Genomic DNA, 14,976 nt, shown 5'->3' on the forward strand with positions numbered 1-14,976 from the left:
CGTCAGGCGACCAGCGGCACGGCCTGGCTCAACCGGCCACCCACCCGGATCGGCTCGATCCGTGTCGCCAGGCCGGTCTTGTCGTCGGTCTCGACATAGACTCCGCAGATCGTCGCCGGGCCATGCGCCGGCGTGTAACGCCCGCCCGATATACGGGTCGTGAAGCGCCGCAGGGGCTCTTCCTTCTCGTTGCCGATGACGCTGTCATAGTCGCAGCAGCCCCCGGCATCGGTCTGATAGGCCGTGCCACCGGGCAGGATCTGGCAATCGGCGGTGGGCACGTGGGTGTGGGTGCCAACCACCAGGCTGGCGCGGCCGTCGCAGAAGTGACCCATGGCCATCTTCTCGCTGGTCGCTTCGCAATGCATGTCGACGATGACGGCGTCGGCGGCCATGCCCATCGGGCAGGCGGCCAGTTCTTTTTCCACCGCGCTGAACGGGCAGTCCATCGGGTCCATGTGGATGCGGCCCAGCACATTCATGACCAGCACCGTCTTGCCGCTGTGGGTCTCGAACAGATTGGCCCCGGCCCCTGGTGCATCCATCAGCCGGGGATAGTTGGCCGGCCGGATCAGCCGCGGCTCGCGCACGATATAGGTCAGGGCTTCTCGCTGGTCCCAGCTGTGGTTGCCCAGGGTCAGGCAGTCGGCACCGGCCATGAACAGCTCGCGCGCGGTGTTCTCGGTGATGCCGAACCCGCCCGCCGCATTCTCGGCATTCACCACCACGAAGTCGAGTTTCAGGTCGCGCTTCAGCCCCGGCAAATGATCGCTCAGACCATCCCGCCCGGACTTGCCGACCACATCACCAAAGAACGCCAGACGCATATCAGATTACGCTTTCCAGACGGTCTTACAGAACGCTTCTGTAAGAACGCCGTGCAGACGTTCGTCATGCACTTCCTCGGGAAGGCTGTCGACCATCTGGCCCGCATAACAGAGGCCAATAAACCAAGGCAGGGAACCGGCACTGCGCAACGCATGAAGCGTCCGGTCATAGTAGCCGCCGCCTTGGCCCAATCGGTAACCGCGCTGATCGACCGCAAGCAAAGGGATGAAGATCACATCCGGCAAGACGACCTCGGCCAGCGGCAGCGGCGCGGGAACGCCCGAAGCATCAAGCTCCAGCGGATCACTCGGACTCCATCGACGAAAGACCAGTGGCTCCCCCGCGCTGGTTGCCACCGGCAGGGCGAGGTCGACATCCCGCGCCTGCAACGCCCGCGCCAACGGCAAAGCGCTCAGTTCGGAACCCACCGCCTTGTAGACGGCGGCGGTGAAGCGGCGACGCTTTTGCTCCTCTGCGAAGGAAGCCGAGGTTTCGAACATGATTTCCAGAAGTTGCGACAGATGCTGGACCGCGCCTTCGGCCGCATCTGGCGTTTCCACGGCCAATCGCTTTCGCGTCGCCCGCATCTCGGCCCGGAGTTGATGCTTGTCGGTCATGGGGCAACGCCGTCGGCCGCGTCGAACACGCGCGGCAGCCCTACTCCCAGCAACGAACGCGCTCAAGTAGCGAGCGACCGCGTCGCGAGCGTTAGCGCACTCAAAATAGGAAGGGTGGCGGCGCCGTAAGAGCCGTGAAGGACGGTTTAAATCCTCTCGAGCCTGGGTAGCCAGGTGGGCTCCGTGTGCTCAACCCCACGAGGTCAAACAGGGACAGATCCCTTCGAGTGAATTAAGGCCGCGAGGATATGTTGCCTTCGACGAGAGCCACAGCATGACCCGCCGCTGAGCAAGATAGTCCTTCGCGCGGTCTTTCGCCAGAGGGCGTCGAAGCGTCTTCAGTTCGTCGCGCCAGAGCGTTATCGATGGCGCAACACGGAGATGCATCATGAGCCTGCTGAACGCCCTGATGGGCAATGCGAATACCGTCGACCCCAAGAGCATTGCGGGCGATATGGCCAACATCCTGATCCCTGGCGAACGGATCGAACACGCCTACAAGCTGGTGCGCGACCTGATCGTCTTCACCGACAAGCGGCTGCTGTTCGTCGACAAACAGGGGATGACGGGGAAGAAGACGACCTTCCAGTCCCTGCCCTATTCGAAAATCACCCATTTCAGCGTCGAAACGGCAGGCACCCTCGACATGGATGCGGAGATGAAGATCGGCGTCTCGGGCGGGGCGCTGTTCGCCAAGACCTTCGGGCGCGGCGTGGACATCACCGAGGTGCAGCGAGTGCTGGCGACCTACGTCCTGGTCTGACCTGACGTCCAGGCGTTGGCCTCAGAGCCCCTGGACGATCTTTTCCAGCCGCGCGGCGACGGCATTCAAGGCCTCGGCCACGCCATCGTTGGTCGGGGCACCCGGAACCTCGACAACCGGCAGGCCCTGACGGGCTTCGTGCAATTCATCGGCCAACATCAGCCCGGCCATGAGGAACAGGCGAATGTCGCCCACATGCCCGACCTCGCCCGCGACCTGGCGCACATGGGTGTCGAACAGGCCGGCCAGCATCTGGACCCGCTGCTCCTGACCATCGGCGCACCCGACGGCATAGGGGCGGCCATTGACCTCTACGGTGACGGTCGCCATCAGCGCCCCTCCCATTCAGCCAGAGAATTCTCCGCCAGGACATCGCGGATCGCCTCGGCCGCGCGGTCCAGGACCTCGGCGGCGTCGCGGCCCGCCGATTCCAGCTCATGGATGCGGGCGCGGTCGGTGTCGCTGGACGGCGTGGGCGCGAACAGATCGTCGTCGGGCACACGGCTTGTCCCCGCCGCGCGACCCTTCAGGTCCAGCAGACGGCGCTCCAGCAGAGCCAGAGCGCGGTCGACACGGTCTTTTGCGGCCGAGGCAGCATCCATTCGGGTCATATCCTCCAGAATCCGTATAGAACCCGCCCGCGCGTCGGGGTAAAGCGGCGCGCCTCCCTTTTTCCGCCTTCCGACGAAAGGTCCCGCCGTGACCGACGCCAAGATCACATCCAAAAACGCCCCCGAAAAGGCCTCCCTGAAACAGATGGCCGACGCCATCCGGGTGCTGTCCATGGATGCGGTGGAGAAGGCCAAGAGCGGCCACCCCGGCATGCCGATGGGTATGGCCGACGTGGCGACGGTGCTGTTCTCCAAATTTCTGAAGTTCGACGCGAGCCGCCCCGACTGGGCCGACCGCGACCGCTTCATCCTGTCGGCGGGCCACGGCTCGATGCTGATTTACTCCCTGCTTCACCTGACCGGCTACAAGGCTGCGACGCGCGAAGAGCTGTCCAACTTCCGCCAGTGGGGATCGAAGACCGCCGGCCACCCCGAGTTCGGCCACATGCCGGGCGTCGAGGTCACCACCGGCCCCCTGGGCCAAGGCCTCGCTACCTCCGTCGGCTTCGCCATGGCCGAGCGGCATCTGGCGGCCAAGTATGGCGACGACCTCGTCGCTCACCGCACCTGGGTCATCGCCGGTGACGGCTGCCTGATGGAGGGGGTATCCCAGGAGGCCATTGCCCTGGCCGGCCGCTATCGGCTGAACAGGCTGACTGTGCTGTGGGACGACAACGAGATCACCATCGACGGCAAGGTGTCCCTCTCGGACACCACCGACCAGAAGGCGCGCTTCAAGGCCGCAGGCTGGGCGGTCAAGGCCATCGACGGCCACGACACGAAAGCCATCAAGTCCGCCCTGCAATGGGCGACGCGTCAGGACAAGCCGACCCTGATCGCCTGCAAGACCCAGATCGGTCGCGGTGCCGCCACCATGGCCGGCAGCCACAAGACCCACGGCGCGGCCCTGGGTGCCGCAGAGATCGCCGCCACCCGCCTGGGTCTGGCCTGGGAGCACGAGCCCTTCGACCTGCCCGAGGCCGTCGACAAGGCCTGGAAGAAGGTCGGCCGTCGCGGTGCCAAGGAGCGCAAGGCGTGGGAGGCCCGCCTGGCCGCCTCGTCCCAGGCCGCAGATTTCACCCGCGCCATGAAGGGCGAGTTGCCCGCCGGGGCCTTCGACAAGCTTCAGGCGAAGATCGCCGAACTGGTCGAGACCAAGCCTGCCCAGGCCACGCGCCAGTCGTCGGGTGCGGCGCTGGACGAACTGTTCGCCGCCATCCCCGAGCTGATCGGCGGCTCGGCCGACCTGACCGGCTCGAACAACACCTTCGTGTCGGGCACGCCGATCCTGGACGCGCCGTCCTATGAAGGGCGCTACGTCAACTGGGGCATCCGCGAGTTCGGCATGGCCGCGGCCATGAATGGCCTGGCCCTGCATGGCGGGGTCATCCCTTACGGCGGCACCTTCATGGTGTTTTCGGACTACAGCCGCCCGGCCATCCGTCTGGGGGCCCTGATGGGGGTCCGTGCCATCCACGTGCTGACCCACGACAGCATCGGCCTGGGCGAGGACGGCCCGACGCACCAGCCCGTCGAACATCTGGCGGCCCTGCGTGCCATCCCCAACCTGCTCGTCTTCCGCCCCGCCGACACGATCGAGGCCATGGAGTGCTGGCAGATCGCGCTGCAGACCAAGAGCCAGCCGTCGGCCATGGCGCTTTCGCGCCAGAAGACCCCGGCGGTCCGCACCGTCGCGACGTCCGAAAACCTGTCGGCCAAGGGGGCCTATGAACTGAGGGCCGCCAACGGCGAGGCCAAGGTCACCCTGTTCGCCACGGGCACCGAGGTTCCGCTGGCCCTGGCCGCCGCCGACCGACTGGAGGCCAACAACACCCCGACCCGCGTCGTCTCCGTCCCCTGTTTCGAACTCTTCGAACAACAGGACGCCGCCTACCAGGCCTCGGTCATCGGTCGCGGCACGGTGCGCATCGCCGTCGAGGCCGCGATCAAACAGGGCTGGGAGCGGTTCATCGGCGAAGACGGTGCCTTCGTCGGCATGACCGGCTTCGGTGCCTCTGCCCCCGCCGAGGTTCTGTACGACAAGTTCGGCATCACCACCGAGGCCGTGGTCGCAGCGGCCAAGGCGCGCCTGTAAATGGCCCGCATCGGGGCGATCAGCCTGCTCGTCCACGACTATGACGCGGCGATCGCCTTCTATGTCGGCAAGCTGGGGTTTGAGCTCAGCGATGACACCGACATGGGCGGCGGCAAACGCTGGGTCCGGGTCACGCCCAAAGGCGGCGAGACTTCGCTGCTGCTCGCCCGCGCCACGACAGAGGCCCAGACGGCCCAGGTCGGCAACCAGGCCGGTGGCCGGGTCTGGCTGTTCCTGGAAACCGACGACCTGATGCGCGACCACACCGCCTGGCTGACCAGCGGCGTCGTCTTCCGCGAGACCCCGCGACACGAACCCTATGGCAAGGTGGTGGTCTTCGAGGACCTCTACGGCAACGCCTGGGACCTGATCGAACCTGCGACCGGAGACTGACCCATGAAACTCGGCACCCCCCTGTCCGACACCGCCATCCGCGTCATGCTGCTGGGCGCAGGGGAACTGGGCAAGGAGGTCGCGATCGAGCTTCAGCGGCTGGGGGTCGAGGTCATCGCCGTCGACCGCTATCCCAACGCTCCCGCCATGCAGGTGGCACACCGCAGCCACGTCATCCCCATGACGGACCCGCAAATCCTGAACGGCGTCATCCTGGCCGAGGCCCCGCACTTCATCGTGCCCGAGATCGAGGCCATCGCCACCGACGTCTTGGCCCAGATCGAGGCGGCGGGTCTGGCCACCGTCATCCCGACAGCCCGCGCGACCCAGCTGACCATGAACCGCGAGGGTATCCGCCGCCTGGCCGCAGAGGAGCTGGGTCTGCCGACCAGCCCCTATGCCTTTGCCACCTCTGCCGCTGAACTGGCCGAGGCCGCGCACCGGATCGGCCTGCCCGTCTTCATCAAGCCGGTGATGTCGTCCTCCGGCAAGGGCCAGTCGATGATCGAGGCACTGGAGGACGCCGGCAACGCCTGGACATATGCCCAATCGAGCGGTCGCGTCGAGACCGCCACCGTCATCGTCGAGGGCCGGATCGACTTCGACTATGAGATCACGCTGTTGACCGTGCGATCACGCGCCGCCGACGGCACCATCCGCACCGACTTTTGCGCCCCCATCGGCCATCGTCAGGAGAAGGGCGACTATGTCGAGAGTTGGCAGCCGCAGGCCATGACCCCCGCCGCCCTCGCCTCTGCCCAGGATATCGCGGGCAAGGTCACGGATGCGCTGGGCGGCCTCGGCGTCTTCGGCGTGGAGCTGTTCGTCAAGGGCGACCAGGTGTGGTTCTCGGAGGTGTCGCCCCGGCCGCACGACACGGGTCTGGTCACCTTGGCCACCCAGGTCCAGTCCGAGTTCGCCCTGCATGCCCGCGCTATCCTGGGCCTGCCTGTCGACGTCACCCTGCGCGAGCCGGGGGCCAGTGCCGTCATCTATGGCGGCACGGACGCCGTCGGCATCGCCTATGAGGGCGTCGCCGAGGCCCTGTCCGTGCCTACCGCCGACCTTCGCCTGTTCGGCAAGCCTGAAAGCTATGAGCGGCGGCGCATGGGGGTGGCGACGGCGCGCGGCGACACCGTCGAACAGGCCCGCGAACGCGCGCGCGAGGCCTCAGGGAAGGTCCGGCCCGTCCGCAGCTGAAGCGACCTCGGCCGGGCCTACGGCGGCCTCAATCATCGAGGCTTCGATCGCTGCAATACCGGCCGCAAGGGTCGGGTCCCGACCTTCGCGCACGGCCTGCCAGTCGTCCGGCACGACGATGTCCGGCGTCACCCCGACGCCCTCCAGTTGCTTGCCGGCAGGCGTCGTCATGACGATGGTCCCGACCCTCAGAAGGCCGCCGTCTGCCAGCTCGATCGGTCGGGTGCCTGTCACCGCGCCGCGCGAGGTCTGGCCCACGATAATAGCCCGCCCCTTTTCCTGGGCGACTCCCGCGAACAGCTCCGCCGCACTGGCCGAGCCCGGCCCGATCAGCATGACCACCGGCCCCAGGTACGGCTTCGGGGCCGGCAGTGTGAAGAAGCGGGTGTTGCTGAACCGGCCATAGATCACCGCATAGTCACGCCGATCCGAGTAGAGCCAGGCTGACATCTGGCCCGTGACATCAAGCTGCCCGCCGCCATTGGTTCTGAGGTCGATGATCAGACCGGCTGGCGGATCATCCGCCATGGCCTCGAACTCGGCCATATACAGCCGGTACCGCTCGGCATCGAAGTCGTCGAAGCGGATATAGGCGATGTCTTCTTCCAGTCGCTGCGAGGCAAAGCGTGGCCGATGGGGCATGGAGACCCCCTCCAGATCGCGGCTGTGGCGATCACCCGCCTCGTCCACAAAAACGAGTGTGTCGACGCGCCCAAGGATGGCGGGTCTGGCCAGCAGAACAGGTTGCCCCCCTGCGCTCTCGATCCGCCAGCCCGGCAGAACCCCTGCGGCCTGTGCAGGCGAGTCCGGCCGAACGCTCGCCACATACCGGTCGTCACCCCGCGGCGTGACGGTAAAGCCATAGCCGGTCGCCGACCCGCCAGACAGCTGTTCGAAGTAACGCAGACGCTGCAGGGGGCTGAGCGTCACGGTGTGGTCGTCGTCCAGCAGATCCAGCAACTGCGAAAGGTCGCCGTGCAGGCCGTCCGACGTCGACTGGGCAATGGCCGCGGCCCGGCGCGCCTCGGCCTCTTGCTCGAACGGCACGCCGCCGAACTCGGGCTTGTAGAAGAGCTTGTCCACATAGCGGACGACGGAATCATAGACTTCTGCGTTCAGCTCGGCGCGTTCTGGCGACCCATCGGCGGGCAGTGCGATCCCGGGCGGCTCATAGGTCCTGGCATAGGGAATGGAGGCACAGGCCCCCAGCAGCAAAGCCGCAAACGCGACGACGGCCAGGCGGACGGAAAGCGACGACTTCAGCATGCCGCGACGCTACAGGGCCAGAACCTCGGCTGTCGAGACAGTCGCGGCGTCATGTGCCGTCCGCAGCGCGGCCAGCGCCGCCTCCAGCACCGGGTCGCGGCCGGCGCGGCTGTCCTCGGCCGAGCGCGCAGCCAGGATGTCAGGCCGAACCCCGCGCTTTTCTAGCCGCACTCCGCCCGAAGTCACGAAGTCGGCGCGGCTGAGCGTCAACCGACCACCATCCGGCAGGCGCGTCTCTTGCGAAATCAGTACTGCCCCGGCCGTCTGTTCCCCGACGACGACCGCACGGCCCGCTTCCTGAAGGGCGGCAGGCGTCAGTTCAGCGGCGCTGCGGCTCTCGGCATCGACCAGGATGGCCACCGGATTGTCGGCGGGCATCTGCCGGTCTCCGCACCCCCCCATGGTCCGCAGGGGTACACGCCGCCCTGACCGGACCGTGCGGGTGGCCCAGGTCCGGTTTACCGGCAGGAAACAGCTCAGCACCGCATCCGCCTCATGCAGCCGCCCGCCCGGATTGCCACGCAGGTCGATCACCACCTCCGTCGCCGGCTCCAGATCGGCCAGTTGACCGCCCATCCACTGGCCCAACCCCGCCTCGAACCCTTCGATCCGCAGCAGCAGAACGCCCTCGCGCGACCGGTCGGCCACGAAGGGAGCCAGCGGTGGCAGGATGCGTGGCATGACCGTCACCGCCCGCGACTGACCGGCCGCATCGCGCAGGTTCAGCCTCAGGGTCTGGCCTTCGACCACATCCCGATCGGGCGACCATTCCGACCGCTCATCGATCAGCAGCCGCCAGCCCACGTCCAGACCCGCCTCGGCTGCAGGCGATCCGGGCCGGACCTTTTCGATCAGATAGCTGCCGTCCTCGGGGTCGGCACGCAAGGTGACGCCCAGCGCCGCCCGGGGCTGACGCAGGCCATCCTGACGGCGCGCCGCAGCGGGCGAGATCACCCCGGCGTGGGCGTCGTCCAGCAGCGCCAGCATGCGCGACATCACCCGGTACAGCGTCCGGTCGTCGGTCGCCGCCAGGGCCTCGGGTCGATAGGTGCGCCGCGCCGCGCGCCAGTCGACGCCATGCAGGTTCGGATCGTAATACTGGCTGCGCGTCTCGCTCCAGACCCGGTCGAAGACGCGGGCATTCATCCGCGTCCGTTCGCGATCCGGCGCCGCCAGCACCGCCACGGCATCGGGCGTGTCCAGCGTCTGGCGCGCCTGTGTGGGCAGGGCGACGAGCATCAGCCCCATCGCCGCGCTCAGTCCCAGCCTGTGAAGGACGCCCCGCCTGCTCATGAAACGGTGATGCGCCGATGCGGCGTGGCATTCAACTCACGAATGCGCGGGCGATTTCGGCAAGCGCAGCCGTAACAGTCACTGGCAGTGTGTGAAGTCACAACTGAACCCCGGGGGTTGAAACCCGGCGCTCAGGGTTCCATTGAAGCCGCGATCACGAATTCTTTCAAAGGAAGCCCGCCCATGACCGTTCGCGTCGCCATCAACGGCTTTGGCCGCATCGGCCGTCTCGTCCTGCGCTCGATCGTCGAGCATGGCCGTCGCGATATCGAGGTGGTGGCGATCAACGATCTGGGGCCCGTGGCCACCAACGCCCACCTGCTGAAATACGACAGCGTGCACGGCCGATTCCCCGGCACCATCACCTCGGGCGAGGACTGGATCGACGTCGGCCTAGGCAAGATCAAGGTCACGGCCGAACGCGATCCGGCCAACCTGCCGCACAAGGACTTGAACGTCGACATCGCCTTTGAGTGCACCGGCATCTTCACCGGCCGTGACAAGGCCGAGGCCCACCTGAAGGCCGGGGCCAAGCGCGTCCTGATCTCGGCCCCTGGCGACAACGCCGACAAGACCATCGTCTACAAGGTCAACCACGATACCCTGACCGCTGACGACATCATCGTCTCCAACGGCTCGTGCACCACTAACGCCCTGGCCCCCGTCGCCAAGGTGCTGAACGACCTGTTCGGGATCGAGCGCGGCTATATGACCACCATCCACAGCTACACCGGCGACCAGCCGACGCTGGATACGATGCACAAGGATCTGTACCGCGGCCGCGCCGCCGCCCTGTCGATGATCCCGACCTCGACCGGCGCCGCCAAGGCCCTGGGTCTGGTCCTGCCCGCGCTGAAGGGCAAGCTGGACGGCTCGTCCATTCGCGTCCCGACCCCCAACGTCTCGGTCGTGGACCTGAAGGTCGTCGCCGGCCGCGAGGTGACCGTAGAAGAGATCAACGCCGCCCTTCAGGCCGCCGCCGACGGCCCCATGAAGGGCGTCCTGTTCACCACCGACGAGGCCTTGGTCTCCAGCGACCTGAACCACATCGCCGCCTCCTCGACCGCCGCCCTGCCCCAGACCCAGGTCGTCGACGGCAAGCTGGCCCGCGTGCTCAGCTGGTACGACAACGAATGGGGCTTTGCGACGCGTATGGCGGACACGGCGCTGGTGATGAGCAAGTTCCTCTGAGGTTGGCCAAGAGCGAGCGTCAAAAGTTTGACATGCGCACCGGAGCGGCCATCGCTCTAAGCGTGCTGGCCATCTTGGCGCTCGTTTCATGGCGGCCAGCTTCGAACCTCTGGGTAGAGCTGAACCGCGCCTCGTCCCCGCAAGGCCTATTCAACATGGCGCTGGAACTGCACCAGCCCAACCCGCAACTGAATGCCTTCAGCACCCATTTCAGCGACGGAAGCGTTCGGTCTCGGTTATTTGGACTGACGGCTTCAGAGGCCCATGCGGCGCTCAGGGCTTGTCCGGTTGCCCGGTGGCACAAGGTCGATGTGGTTCCGCCCCAATATTCGGACGATCCAATCTTTCACATCTGGAAGTGCGACGTTGGTGCGGTGACTGTTCTTGGCCGCGTTCAATGGGAACCATCTTGGGGCTTGGACGGCGTCGTTTTTTCGGCCTGCCGCAAATCCGAATGCCTCGCCCCGCGTCAGTCATTTCCGGTAATCCCAAGCCAAAATCAAACTTTGATCTCGGAGCCCTTATGACCTTCCGCACCCTCGACGACGCCAAAGACCTCGCCGGCAAGACCGCCCTTGTCCGCGTGGATTTCAACGTGCCGATGGAGGGCGGCAAGGTCACCGATGACACCCGCCTGCGCGTCGCCCTGCCGACGATCCAGCGCTTGCGTGACGCGGGGGCCAAGGTCGCCCTGCTGGCCCACTTCGACCGGCCCAAGGGCAAGGTCGTGTCGTCCATGAGCCTGCAGCCCGTGGTCGATGATCTGGAGGCCCTGATCGGAGCTCCCGTCCGCTTCGCCGCCTACTGCGTAGGCGACGAAGCGAAAGCCGCCATCGCCGACCTCGACGCCGGTGGCGTCATCCTGCTGGAAAACGTCCGTTTCCATGCGGGCGAGGAGGCCAACGATCCGGCCTTCGCGCAGCAACTGGCCGATCTTGGCGACCTCTACGTCAACGACGCCTTCTCCGCCGCCCACCGCGCCCATGCCTCGACGGAGGGACTGGCCCGGCTGCTGCCCGCCTATGCCGGCGAGTCGATGCGCCGCGAGCTGGACGCGCTCGACGCCGCGCTCGGCAATGCGCAGAAGCCGGTCATCGGCATCGTCGGCGGGGCCAAGGTCTCCACCAAACTGGACCTGCTCAAGAACCTGGTGGGCCAGCTGGACAAGCTGGCCATCGGCGGCGGCATGGCCAACACCTTCCTCTATGCCCAGGGCTTCGACATCGGCGGCTCGCTGGCCGAAAAGGACATGGAGGCCACCGCCCGCGAGATCATGCAGGAGGCGGCGGATCGTGGCTGCGAACTGCTGCTGCCCGTCGATCTGGTCGTCGCCACAGAGGTCAAGCCCGGGGCCGAGCATCGCATCGTCAAGGCAGGTGACACCCTGTCGGCCGACGACAAGATCCTGGACGCCGGTCCCGCCTCGGTCGCCCGACTGAACGCCGCCATCGATGGCTGCAAGACCCTGATCTGGAACGGCCCGCTGGGCGTGTTCGAGGTGCCCCCGTTCGACACCGCCACCATCGCGGTCGCGCGCCACGTGGCCGCCCGCGCCAAGGCCGGATCGCTGGTCGCCGTCGGCGGCGGCGGCGACACCGTCTCGGCCCTGAACCACGCCGGCGTCAGCGACGACATGACCTTCGTCTCCACCGCCGGCGGTGCCTTCCTGGAATGGATGGAGGGCAAGCCCCTGCCCGGCGTTCTGGCGTTGAACATCTGATAGCTTGCGTTGTTACATTGCGTGACTTCGGCGCGCGAGGCGGCTAAACCAGCGTCAAAATCAAAGGGCTCAGGAGACACCCCATGGCGCGCATCACGCTGCGACAACTGCTCGATCACGCGGCAGAGGAAGGCTACGGCCTGCCCGCCTACAACATCAACAATATGGAACAGGGCCTGGCGATCATGGAGGCGGCCGAGGCCGTCAACGCCCCGGTCATCATCCAGGCCAGCCGCGGCGCGCGGAACTATGCCAACGACATCGTCCTCGCCAAGCTGATCGACGCCCTGGCCGAGCTGTACCCGCACATCCCGGTCTGCATGCACCAGGACCACGGCAACGGTCCCGCCACCTGCGCCACCGCCATCCAGTACGGATTCACCTCGGTGATGATGGACGGCTCGCTGGAAGAGGACGCCAAGACCCCCGCCAGCTACGAATACAACGTCGACGTCACCCGCCGCGTGGTCCAGATGGCTCACTCCTGCGGCGTCTCGGTCGAGGGTGAACTGGGCGTTCTGGGTTCGCTGGAAACCGGCATGGGCGAGGCCGAGGACGGCCACGGCTTCGAAGGCAAGCTGGATCACTCCCAGCTGCTGACCGACCCGGATCAGGCCGTCGACTTCGTGCGCGAGACACAGGTCGACGCATTGGCGATTGCGATGGGCACCAGCCACGGCGCCTACAAGTTCACGCGCCAGCCGGACGGCGACGTCCTGGCCATGAATGTGATCGAGGAAATCCACCGCCGCCTGCCCGACACCCACCTGGTCATGCACGGCTCGTCTTCGGTGCCGCAGGACCTGCAGGACATCATCAACCAGTACGGCGGCCAGATGCCCCAGACCTGGGGCGTACCGGTCGAGGAAATCCAGCGCGGCATCAAGCACGGCGTGCGCAAGATCAACATCGACACCGACAACCGCATGGCCATGACCGGCGCGATCCGGAAGATCCTGGCCGAAAAGCCGGGCGAGTTCGACCCCCGCGCCTATCTGAAGCCCGCCAAGGAGGCGATGCGCAAACTCTGCCAGGAGCGGTTCGTCCAGTTCGGCTGCGAAGGCCAGGCGTCCAAGATCAAGCCCCTGTCCACCGCCCAGATGGCCCAGCGCTATGCCAAGGGCGAGCTGAACCCCCACTTCGGTTCGGCCAAGTCCAAAGCAGCCTGATCGTCTGACAATCCTGCGGCGGCCTACCAGCCGCCGTACCGGCTCCCGATCGAGAACCGCAACCGGTCGGCCTCGTCGCGGGCATACCGGAGAGCGTCTTCGGCCTCCCGCGCCCGACGCCTTGCATCGCGAATCTCGCCGCGCACTTCGTCGATCCGCTCGCGGATTTTTCGGCGCTGTTCGTTGGTCAGGCCCTCCTCATCCAGTTCCCGGCGCTTGGCCTCCAGCTTGTCCTCGCGGTCCTCGATGCGCGCGATGGCCGAGCTCAGGTCGCTTTCAGCAGAGGACACCGCCTGCTCAACCGCATGGACGCGCCGTCCGTCTTCGAACGCCGGAATAAAGTCTGCTTCTGCAAACGCCGGACACACCCCCGCATAGCTGCGCCCCAGCCGTCCGGCCTGAAATCCGCCGCTGGGCGTGCAATAGCTGCGCAGGCCATCCTCGCGCGCGGACATGTAGACCTCGGTCTCCGGCACCACGCCGTACTTCGAACAGGCCTCGGCATGGTCGTTCAGCCGCGTCTGCGCCAGTCCCTCCAGCCCGTCCTTGTATCCACGCTCGCCCCAGGCCCCGGCCAGGCACTGGTCCTCGCTCATGGTCGCGCAACTGCCCAGGGCCAGCGCCGCCGCACCGGCCATCGCGCCCAGAACCATCGTTCTGATCAACATCGTCATCTCCAAGGCCCACCCGACCGGACGATCATGCCGCACAGCTTGGCGGTATCCAAGAGCGTCATTGGCCCCGTCCGGCCGCGTCATGCTAGACAGGCTGCACGCCTGCGGGCGATGGAGTCCCGCGTGTCCGACGAACCCCTTCTGTCCGACGATCTTCTGGACGACGCCGAGCCAGATGCCGCGTCACAGCCCGTGCTTGAAGCCCGGATCGATCTGAAGGGCGTCCGGCTGGACAAGGCCCTGGCCGTCACCTTCCCCACCCTGTCCCGCGCCCGGCTCCAGGCCCTGCTGGCCGAGGGGGCCGTCACCTGCGACGGCCAGCCCGTGTCCAGCGGATCTGCCAAGGCTCTGCCCGGCCTTTATGCCGTCACCCCGCCTCCGGTCATCTCGGCCACCCCCCTACCCCAGGCGATACCGCTGACCGTCCTGTTCGAGGACGCCGATCTGATCGTGATCGACAAGCCCGCAGGCATGGCGGCGCATCCCGCCCCCGGCACGCCCGACGGCACCCTGGTCAATGCACTCCTGGCCCATTGCGGCGACAGCCTGTCGGGCATCGGCGGTGTCGCCCGGCCCGGTATTGTCCACCGTCTGGACAAGGACACCTCCGGCGTCATGGTCGCCGCCAAGACCGACCGCGCCCACGCTGGCCTGTCCGCCCTGTTCGCCACCCACGATATCGAACGGACCTATGTCGCCCTGACCCGCGGCTCGCCCAACCCCTCGAAGGGCCGCATCGAAACTCTTATCGGCCGCTCGTCCGGCGACCGCAAGAAGATGGCGGTGCAGAAGTCGTCCGGGCGAAACGCCATCACCGATTACGTCGTCCAGCAAACCTATGGCCAACCCGCAAAGCCGGGCGGAGCCCCCATGGCCGCCCGCGTCGCCTGCACCCTGCACACCGGCCGCACCCATCAGATTCGCGTCCACATGGCCTCGAAGGGCTCACCCATTCTGGGTGACGCCACCTATGGCTCCGGCAGTCCCGCCACCCCCGTCCGCGCCGCCATCGCCGCCGCCGGCCTGACCCGCCAGGCTCTGCACGCCGCCGTCCTGGGCTTCGTGCATCCCGTCACGGGCCAGACCCTGCGCTTCGACACCGATCCTCCAGCGGATATGCTGGCGCTGGAGGCCCTGCTCGCCGAACTCTGAAAGG

16 protein-coding genes and 1 other RNA gene are annotated in these 14,976 nt (G+C 66.8%); 9 read left to right on the forward strand and 8 right to left on the reverse strand.

What is annotated here, in order from left to right; genetic code table 11:
* Positions 1–2: 2 nt before the first annotated feature.
* The 3 genes from AC4PRM_RS07285 to ssrS form a co-directional block, all read right to left on the reverse strand.
* A complete protein-coding gene (locus tag AC4PRM_RS07285; protein ID WP_492039340.1) occupies positions 3–827 on the reverse strand; it encodes a TIGR00282 family metallophosphoesterase in 825 nt (274 codons plus the stop codon).
* 6 nt (positions 828–833) lie between these two features.
* On the reverse strand, positions 834–1,445 hold the full coding sequence (locus AC4PRM_RS07290; RefSeq protein WP_492039341.1) for a 5-formyltetrahydrofolate cyclo-ligase: 612 nt from the start codon (positions 1,443–1,445) through the stop codon (positions 834–836).
* A gap of 116 nt (positions 1,446–1,561) precedes the next feature.
* Positions 1,562–1,724, reverse strand: a non-coding RNA gene (gene ssrS / locus AC4PRM_RS07295) — 6S RNA.
* A gap of 109 nt (positions 1,725–1,833) precedes the next feature.
* Between ssrS and AC4PRM_RS07300 the strand changes: the two genes are divergently transcribed.
* Positions 1,834–2,208: a PH domain-containing protein gene (locus AC4PRM_RS07300; protein WP_492039342.1), complete on the forward strand. Its 375-nt coding sequence runs from the start codon at positions 1,834–1,836 to the stop codon at positions 2,206–2,208.
* Positions 2,209–2,229: 21 nt separating this feature from the next.
* Here AC4PRM_RS07300 and AC4PRM_RS07305 read toward each other — a convergent pair whose 3' ends face one another.
* Together AC4PRM_RS07305 and AC4PRM_RS07310 are read right to left on the reverse strand one after the other, a co-directional pair.
* The gene (locus AC4PRM_RS07305; RefSeq protein WP_373257932.1) at positions 2,230–2,538 is read right to left on the reverse strand and encodes a cell division protein ZapA; all 309 of its coding nucleotides are present in this window, start codon (positions 2,536–2,538) and stop codon (positions 2,230–2,232) included.
* Positions 2,538–2,810 carry a hypothetical protein gene (locus AC4PRM_RS07310; protein WP_373257933.1) on the reverse strand — a complete coding sequence of 91 codons (273 nt, stop codon included), beginning with the start codon at positions 2,808–2,810 and terminating at the stop codon, positions 2,538–2,540. The genes AC4PRM_RS07305 and AC4PRM_RS07310 overlap by 1 nt, the downstream gene beginning before the upstream one ends.
* A 97-nt stretch (positions 2,811–2,907) precedes the next feature.
* Between AC4PRM_RS07310 and tkt the strand changes: the two genes are divergently transcribed.
* From tkt to purT, 3 genes are read left to right on the forward strand one after another with little or no spacing between them, the layout of a single operon-like run.
* On the forward strand, positions 2,908–4,914 hold the full coding sequence (gene tkt, locus AC4PRM_RS07315; protein WP_492039343.1) for a transketolase: 2,007 nt from the start codon (positions 2,908–2,910) through the stop codon (positions 4,912–4,914).
* The gene (locus tag AC4PRM_RS07320; protein ID WP_373257935.1) at positions 4,915–5,307 is read left to right on the forward strand and encodes a VOC family protein; all 393 of its coding nucleotides are present in this window, start codon (positions 4,915–4,917) and stop codon (positions 5,305–5,307) included.
* Positions 5,308–5,310: 3 nt separating this feature from the next.
* Positions 5,311–6,507, forward strand: coding sequence for a formate-dependent phosphoribosylglycinamide formyltransferase (gene purT, locus AC4PRM_RS07325; protein WP_492039344.1), 1,197 nt, complete (start codon positions 5,311–5,313; stop codon positions 6,505–6,507).
* Here purT and AC4PRM_RS07330 read toward each other — a convergent pair.
* Both AC4PRM_RS07330 and AC4PRM_RS07335 read right to left on the reverse strand, forming a co-directional pair.
* Positions 6,478–7,773, reverse strand: coding sequence for a S41 family peptidase (locus AC4PRM_RS07330; protein ID WP_492039345.1), 1,296 nt, complete (start codon positions 7,771–7,773; stop codon positions 6,478–6,480). The genes purT and AC4PRM_RS07330 overlap by 30 nt on opposite strands.
* A 9-nt stretch (positions 7,774–7,782) precedes the next feature.
* Positions 7,783–9,021, reverse strand: a complete 1,239-nt coding sequence (locus AC4PRM_RS07335; protein WP_492039346.1) for a S41 family peptidase — start codon at positions 9,019–9,021, stop codon at positions 7,783–7,785.
* Between the two features lie 228 nt (positions 9,022–9,249).
* On the opposite strand from AC4PRM_RS07335, the gene gap reads away from it, so the two are divergent.
* From gap to fba, 4 genes are all read left to right on the forward strand, one after another.
* On the forward strand, positions 9,250–10,257 hold the full coding sequence (gene gap, locus AC4PRM_RS07340; protein ID WP_492039347.1) for a type I glyceraldehyde-3-phosphate dehydrogenase: 1,008 nt from the start codon (positions 9,250–9,252) through the stop codon (positions 10,255–10,257).
* A gap of 32 nt (positions 10,258–10,289) precedes the next feature.
* Entirely contained in the window at positions 10,290–10,784 is a 495-nt protein-coding gene (locus AC4PRM_RS07345) for a hypothetical protein (protein ID WP_492039348.1), read from the forward strand.
* Positions 10,781–11,977 carry a phosphoglycerate kinase gene (locus AC4PRM_RS07350; protein ID WP_492039349.1) on the forward strand — a complete coding sequence of 399 codons (1,197 nt, stop codon included), beginning with the start codon at positions 10,781–10,783 and terminating at the stop codon, positions 11,975–11,977. Before AC4PRM_RS07345 ends, AC4PRM_RS07350 begins: the two co-directional genes overlap by 4 nt.
* An 83-nt stretch (positions 11,978–12,060) precedes the next feature.
* Positions 12,061–13,146 (forward strand): class II fructose-bisphosphate aldolase, encoded by a 1,086-nt coding sequence (fba, locus tag AC4PRM_RS07355; protein ID WP_492039350.1) that lies wholly within the window; start codon positions 12,061–12,063, stop codon positions 13,144–13,146.
* A gap of 23 nt (positions 13,147–13,169) precedes the next feature.
* On the opposite strand, the gene AC4PRM_RS07360 is transcribed toward fba, so the two are convergent.
* Positions 13,170–13,814, reverse strand: a complete 645-nt coding sequence (locus tag AC4PRM_RS07360) for a DUF2799 domain-containing protein (protein WP_492039351.1) — start codon at positions 13,812–13,814, stop codon at positions 13,170–13,172.
* Between the two features lie 117 nt (positions 13,815–13,931).
* Between AC4PRM_RS07360 and AC4PRM_RS07365 the strand changes: the two genes are divergently transcribed.
* Positions 13,932–14,972, forward strand: coding sequence for an RluA family pseudouridine synthase (locus AC4PRM_RS07365; protein WP_492039540.1), 1,041 nt, complete (start codon positions 13,932–13,934; stop codon positions 14,970–14,972).
* Positions 14,973–14,976 lie beyond the last annotated feature (4 nt).

The organism is Brevundimonas sp. DW-iso22 (assembly GCF_058725425.1).

What these genes read in the sequence shown, in the direction of transcription:
- AC4PRM_RS07285 (WP_492039340.1), bottom strand. Translation starts at nt 827, where the DNA reads ATGCGTCTGGCGTTCTTTGGTGATGTGGTCGGCAAGTCCGGGCGGGAT.
- AC4PRM_RS07290 (WP_492039341.1), bottom strand. Translation starts at nt 1,445, where the DNA reads ATGACCGACAAGCATCAACTCCGGGCCGAGATGCGGGCGACGCGAAAG.
- AC4PRM_RS07300 (WP_492039342.1), top strand. Translation starts at nt 1,834, where the DNA reads ATGAGCCTGCTGAACGCCCTGATGGGCAATGCGAATACCGTCGACCCC.
- AC4PRM_RS07305 (WP_373257932.1), bottom strand. Translation starts at nt 2,538, where the DNA reads ATGGCGACCGTCACCGTAGAGGTCAATGGCCGCCCCTATGCCGTCGGG.
- AC4PRM_RS07310 (WP_373257933.1), bottom strand. Translation starts at nt 2,810, where the DNA reads ATGGATGCTGCCTCGGCCGCAAAAGACCGTGTCGACCGCGCTCTGGCT.
- AC4PRM_RS07320 (WP_373257935.1), top strand. Translation starts at nt 4,915, where the DNA reads ATGGCCCGCATCGGGGCGATCAGCCTGCTCGTCCACGACTATGACGCG.
- purT (WP_492039344.1), top strand. Translation starts at nt 5,311, where the DNA reads ATGAAACTCGGCACCCCCCTGTCCGACACCGCCATCCGCGTCATGCTG.
- AC4PRM_RS07330 (WP_492039345.1), bottom strand. Translation starts at nt 7,773, where the DNA reads ATGCTGAAGTCGTCGCTTTCCGTCCGCCTGGCCGTCGTCGCGTTTGCG.
- AC4PRM_RS07335 (WP_492039346.1), bottom strand. Translation starts at nt 9,021, where the DNA reads ATGGGGCTGATGCTCGTCGCCCTGCCCACACAGGCGCGCCAGACGCTG.
- gap (WP_492039347.1), top strand. Translation starts at nt 9,250, where the DNA reads ATGACCGTTCGCGTCGCCATCAACGGCTTTGGCCGCATCGGCCGTCTC.
- AC4PRM_RS07345 (WP_492039348.1), top strand. Translation starts at nt 10,290, where the DNA reads ATGCGCACCGGAGCGGCCATCGCTCTAAGCGTGCTGGCCATCTTGGCG.
- AC4PRM_RS07350 (WP_492039349.1), top strand. Translation starts at nt 10,781, where the DNA reads ATGACCTTCCGCACCCTCGACGACGCCAAAGACCTCGCCGGCAAGACC.
- fba (WP_492039350.1), top strand. Translation starts at nt 12,061, where the DNA reads ATGGCGCGCATCACGCTGCGACAACTGCTCGATCACGCGGCAGAGGAA.
- AC4PRM_RS07360 (WP_492039351.1), bottom strand. Translation starts at nt 13,814, where the DNA reads ATGTTGATCAGAACGATGGTTCTGGGCGCGATGGCCGGTGCGGCGGCG.
- AC4PRM_RS07365 (WP_492039540.1), top strand. Translation starts at nt 13,932, where the DNA reads ATGGAGTCCCGCGTGTCCGACGAACCCCTTCTGTCCGACGATCTTCTG.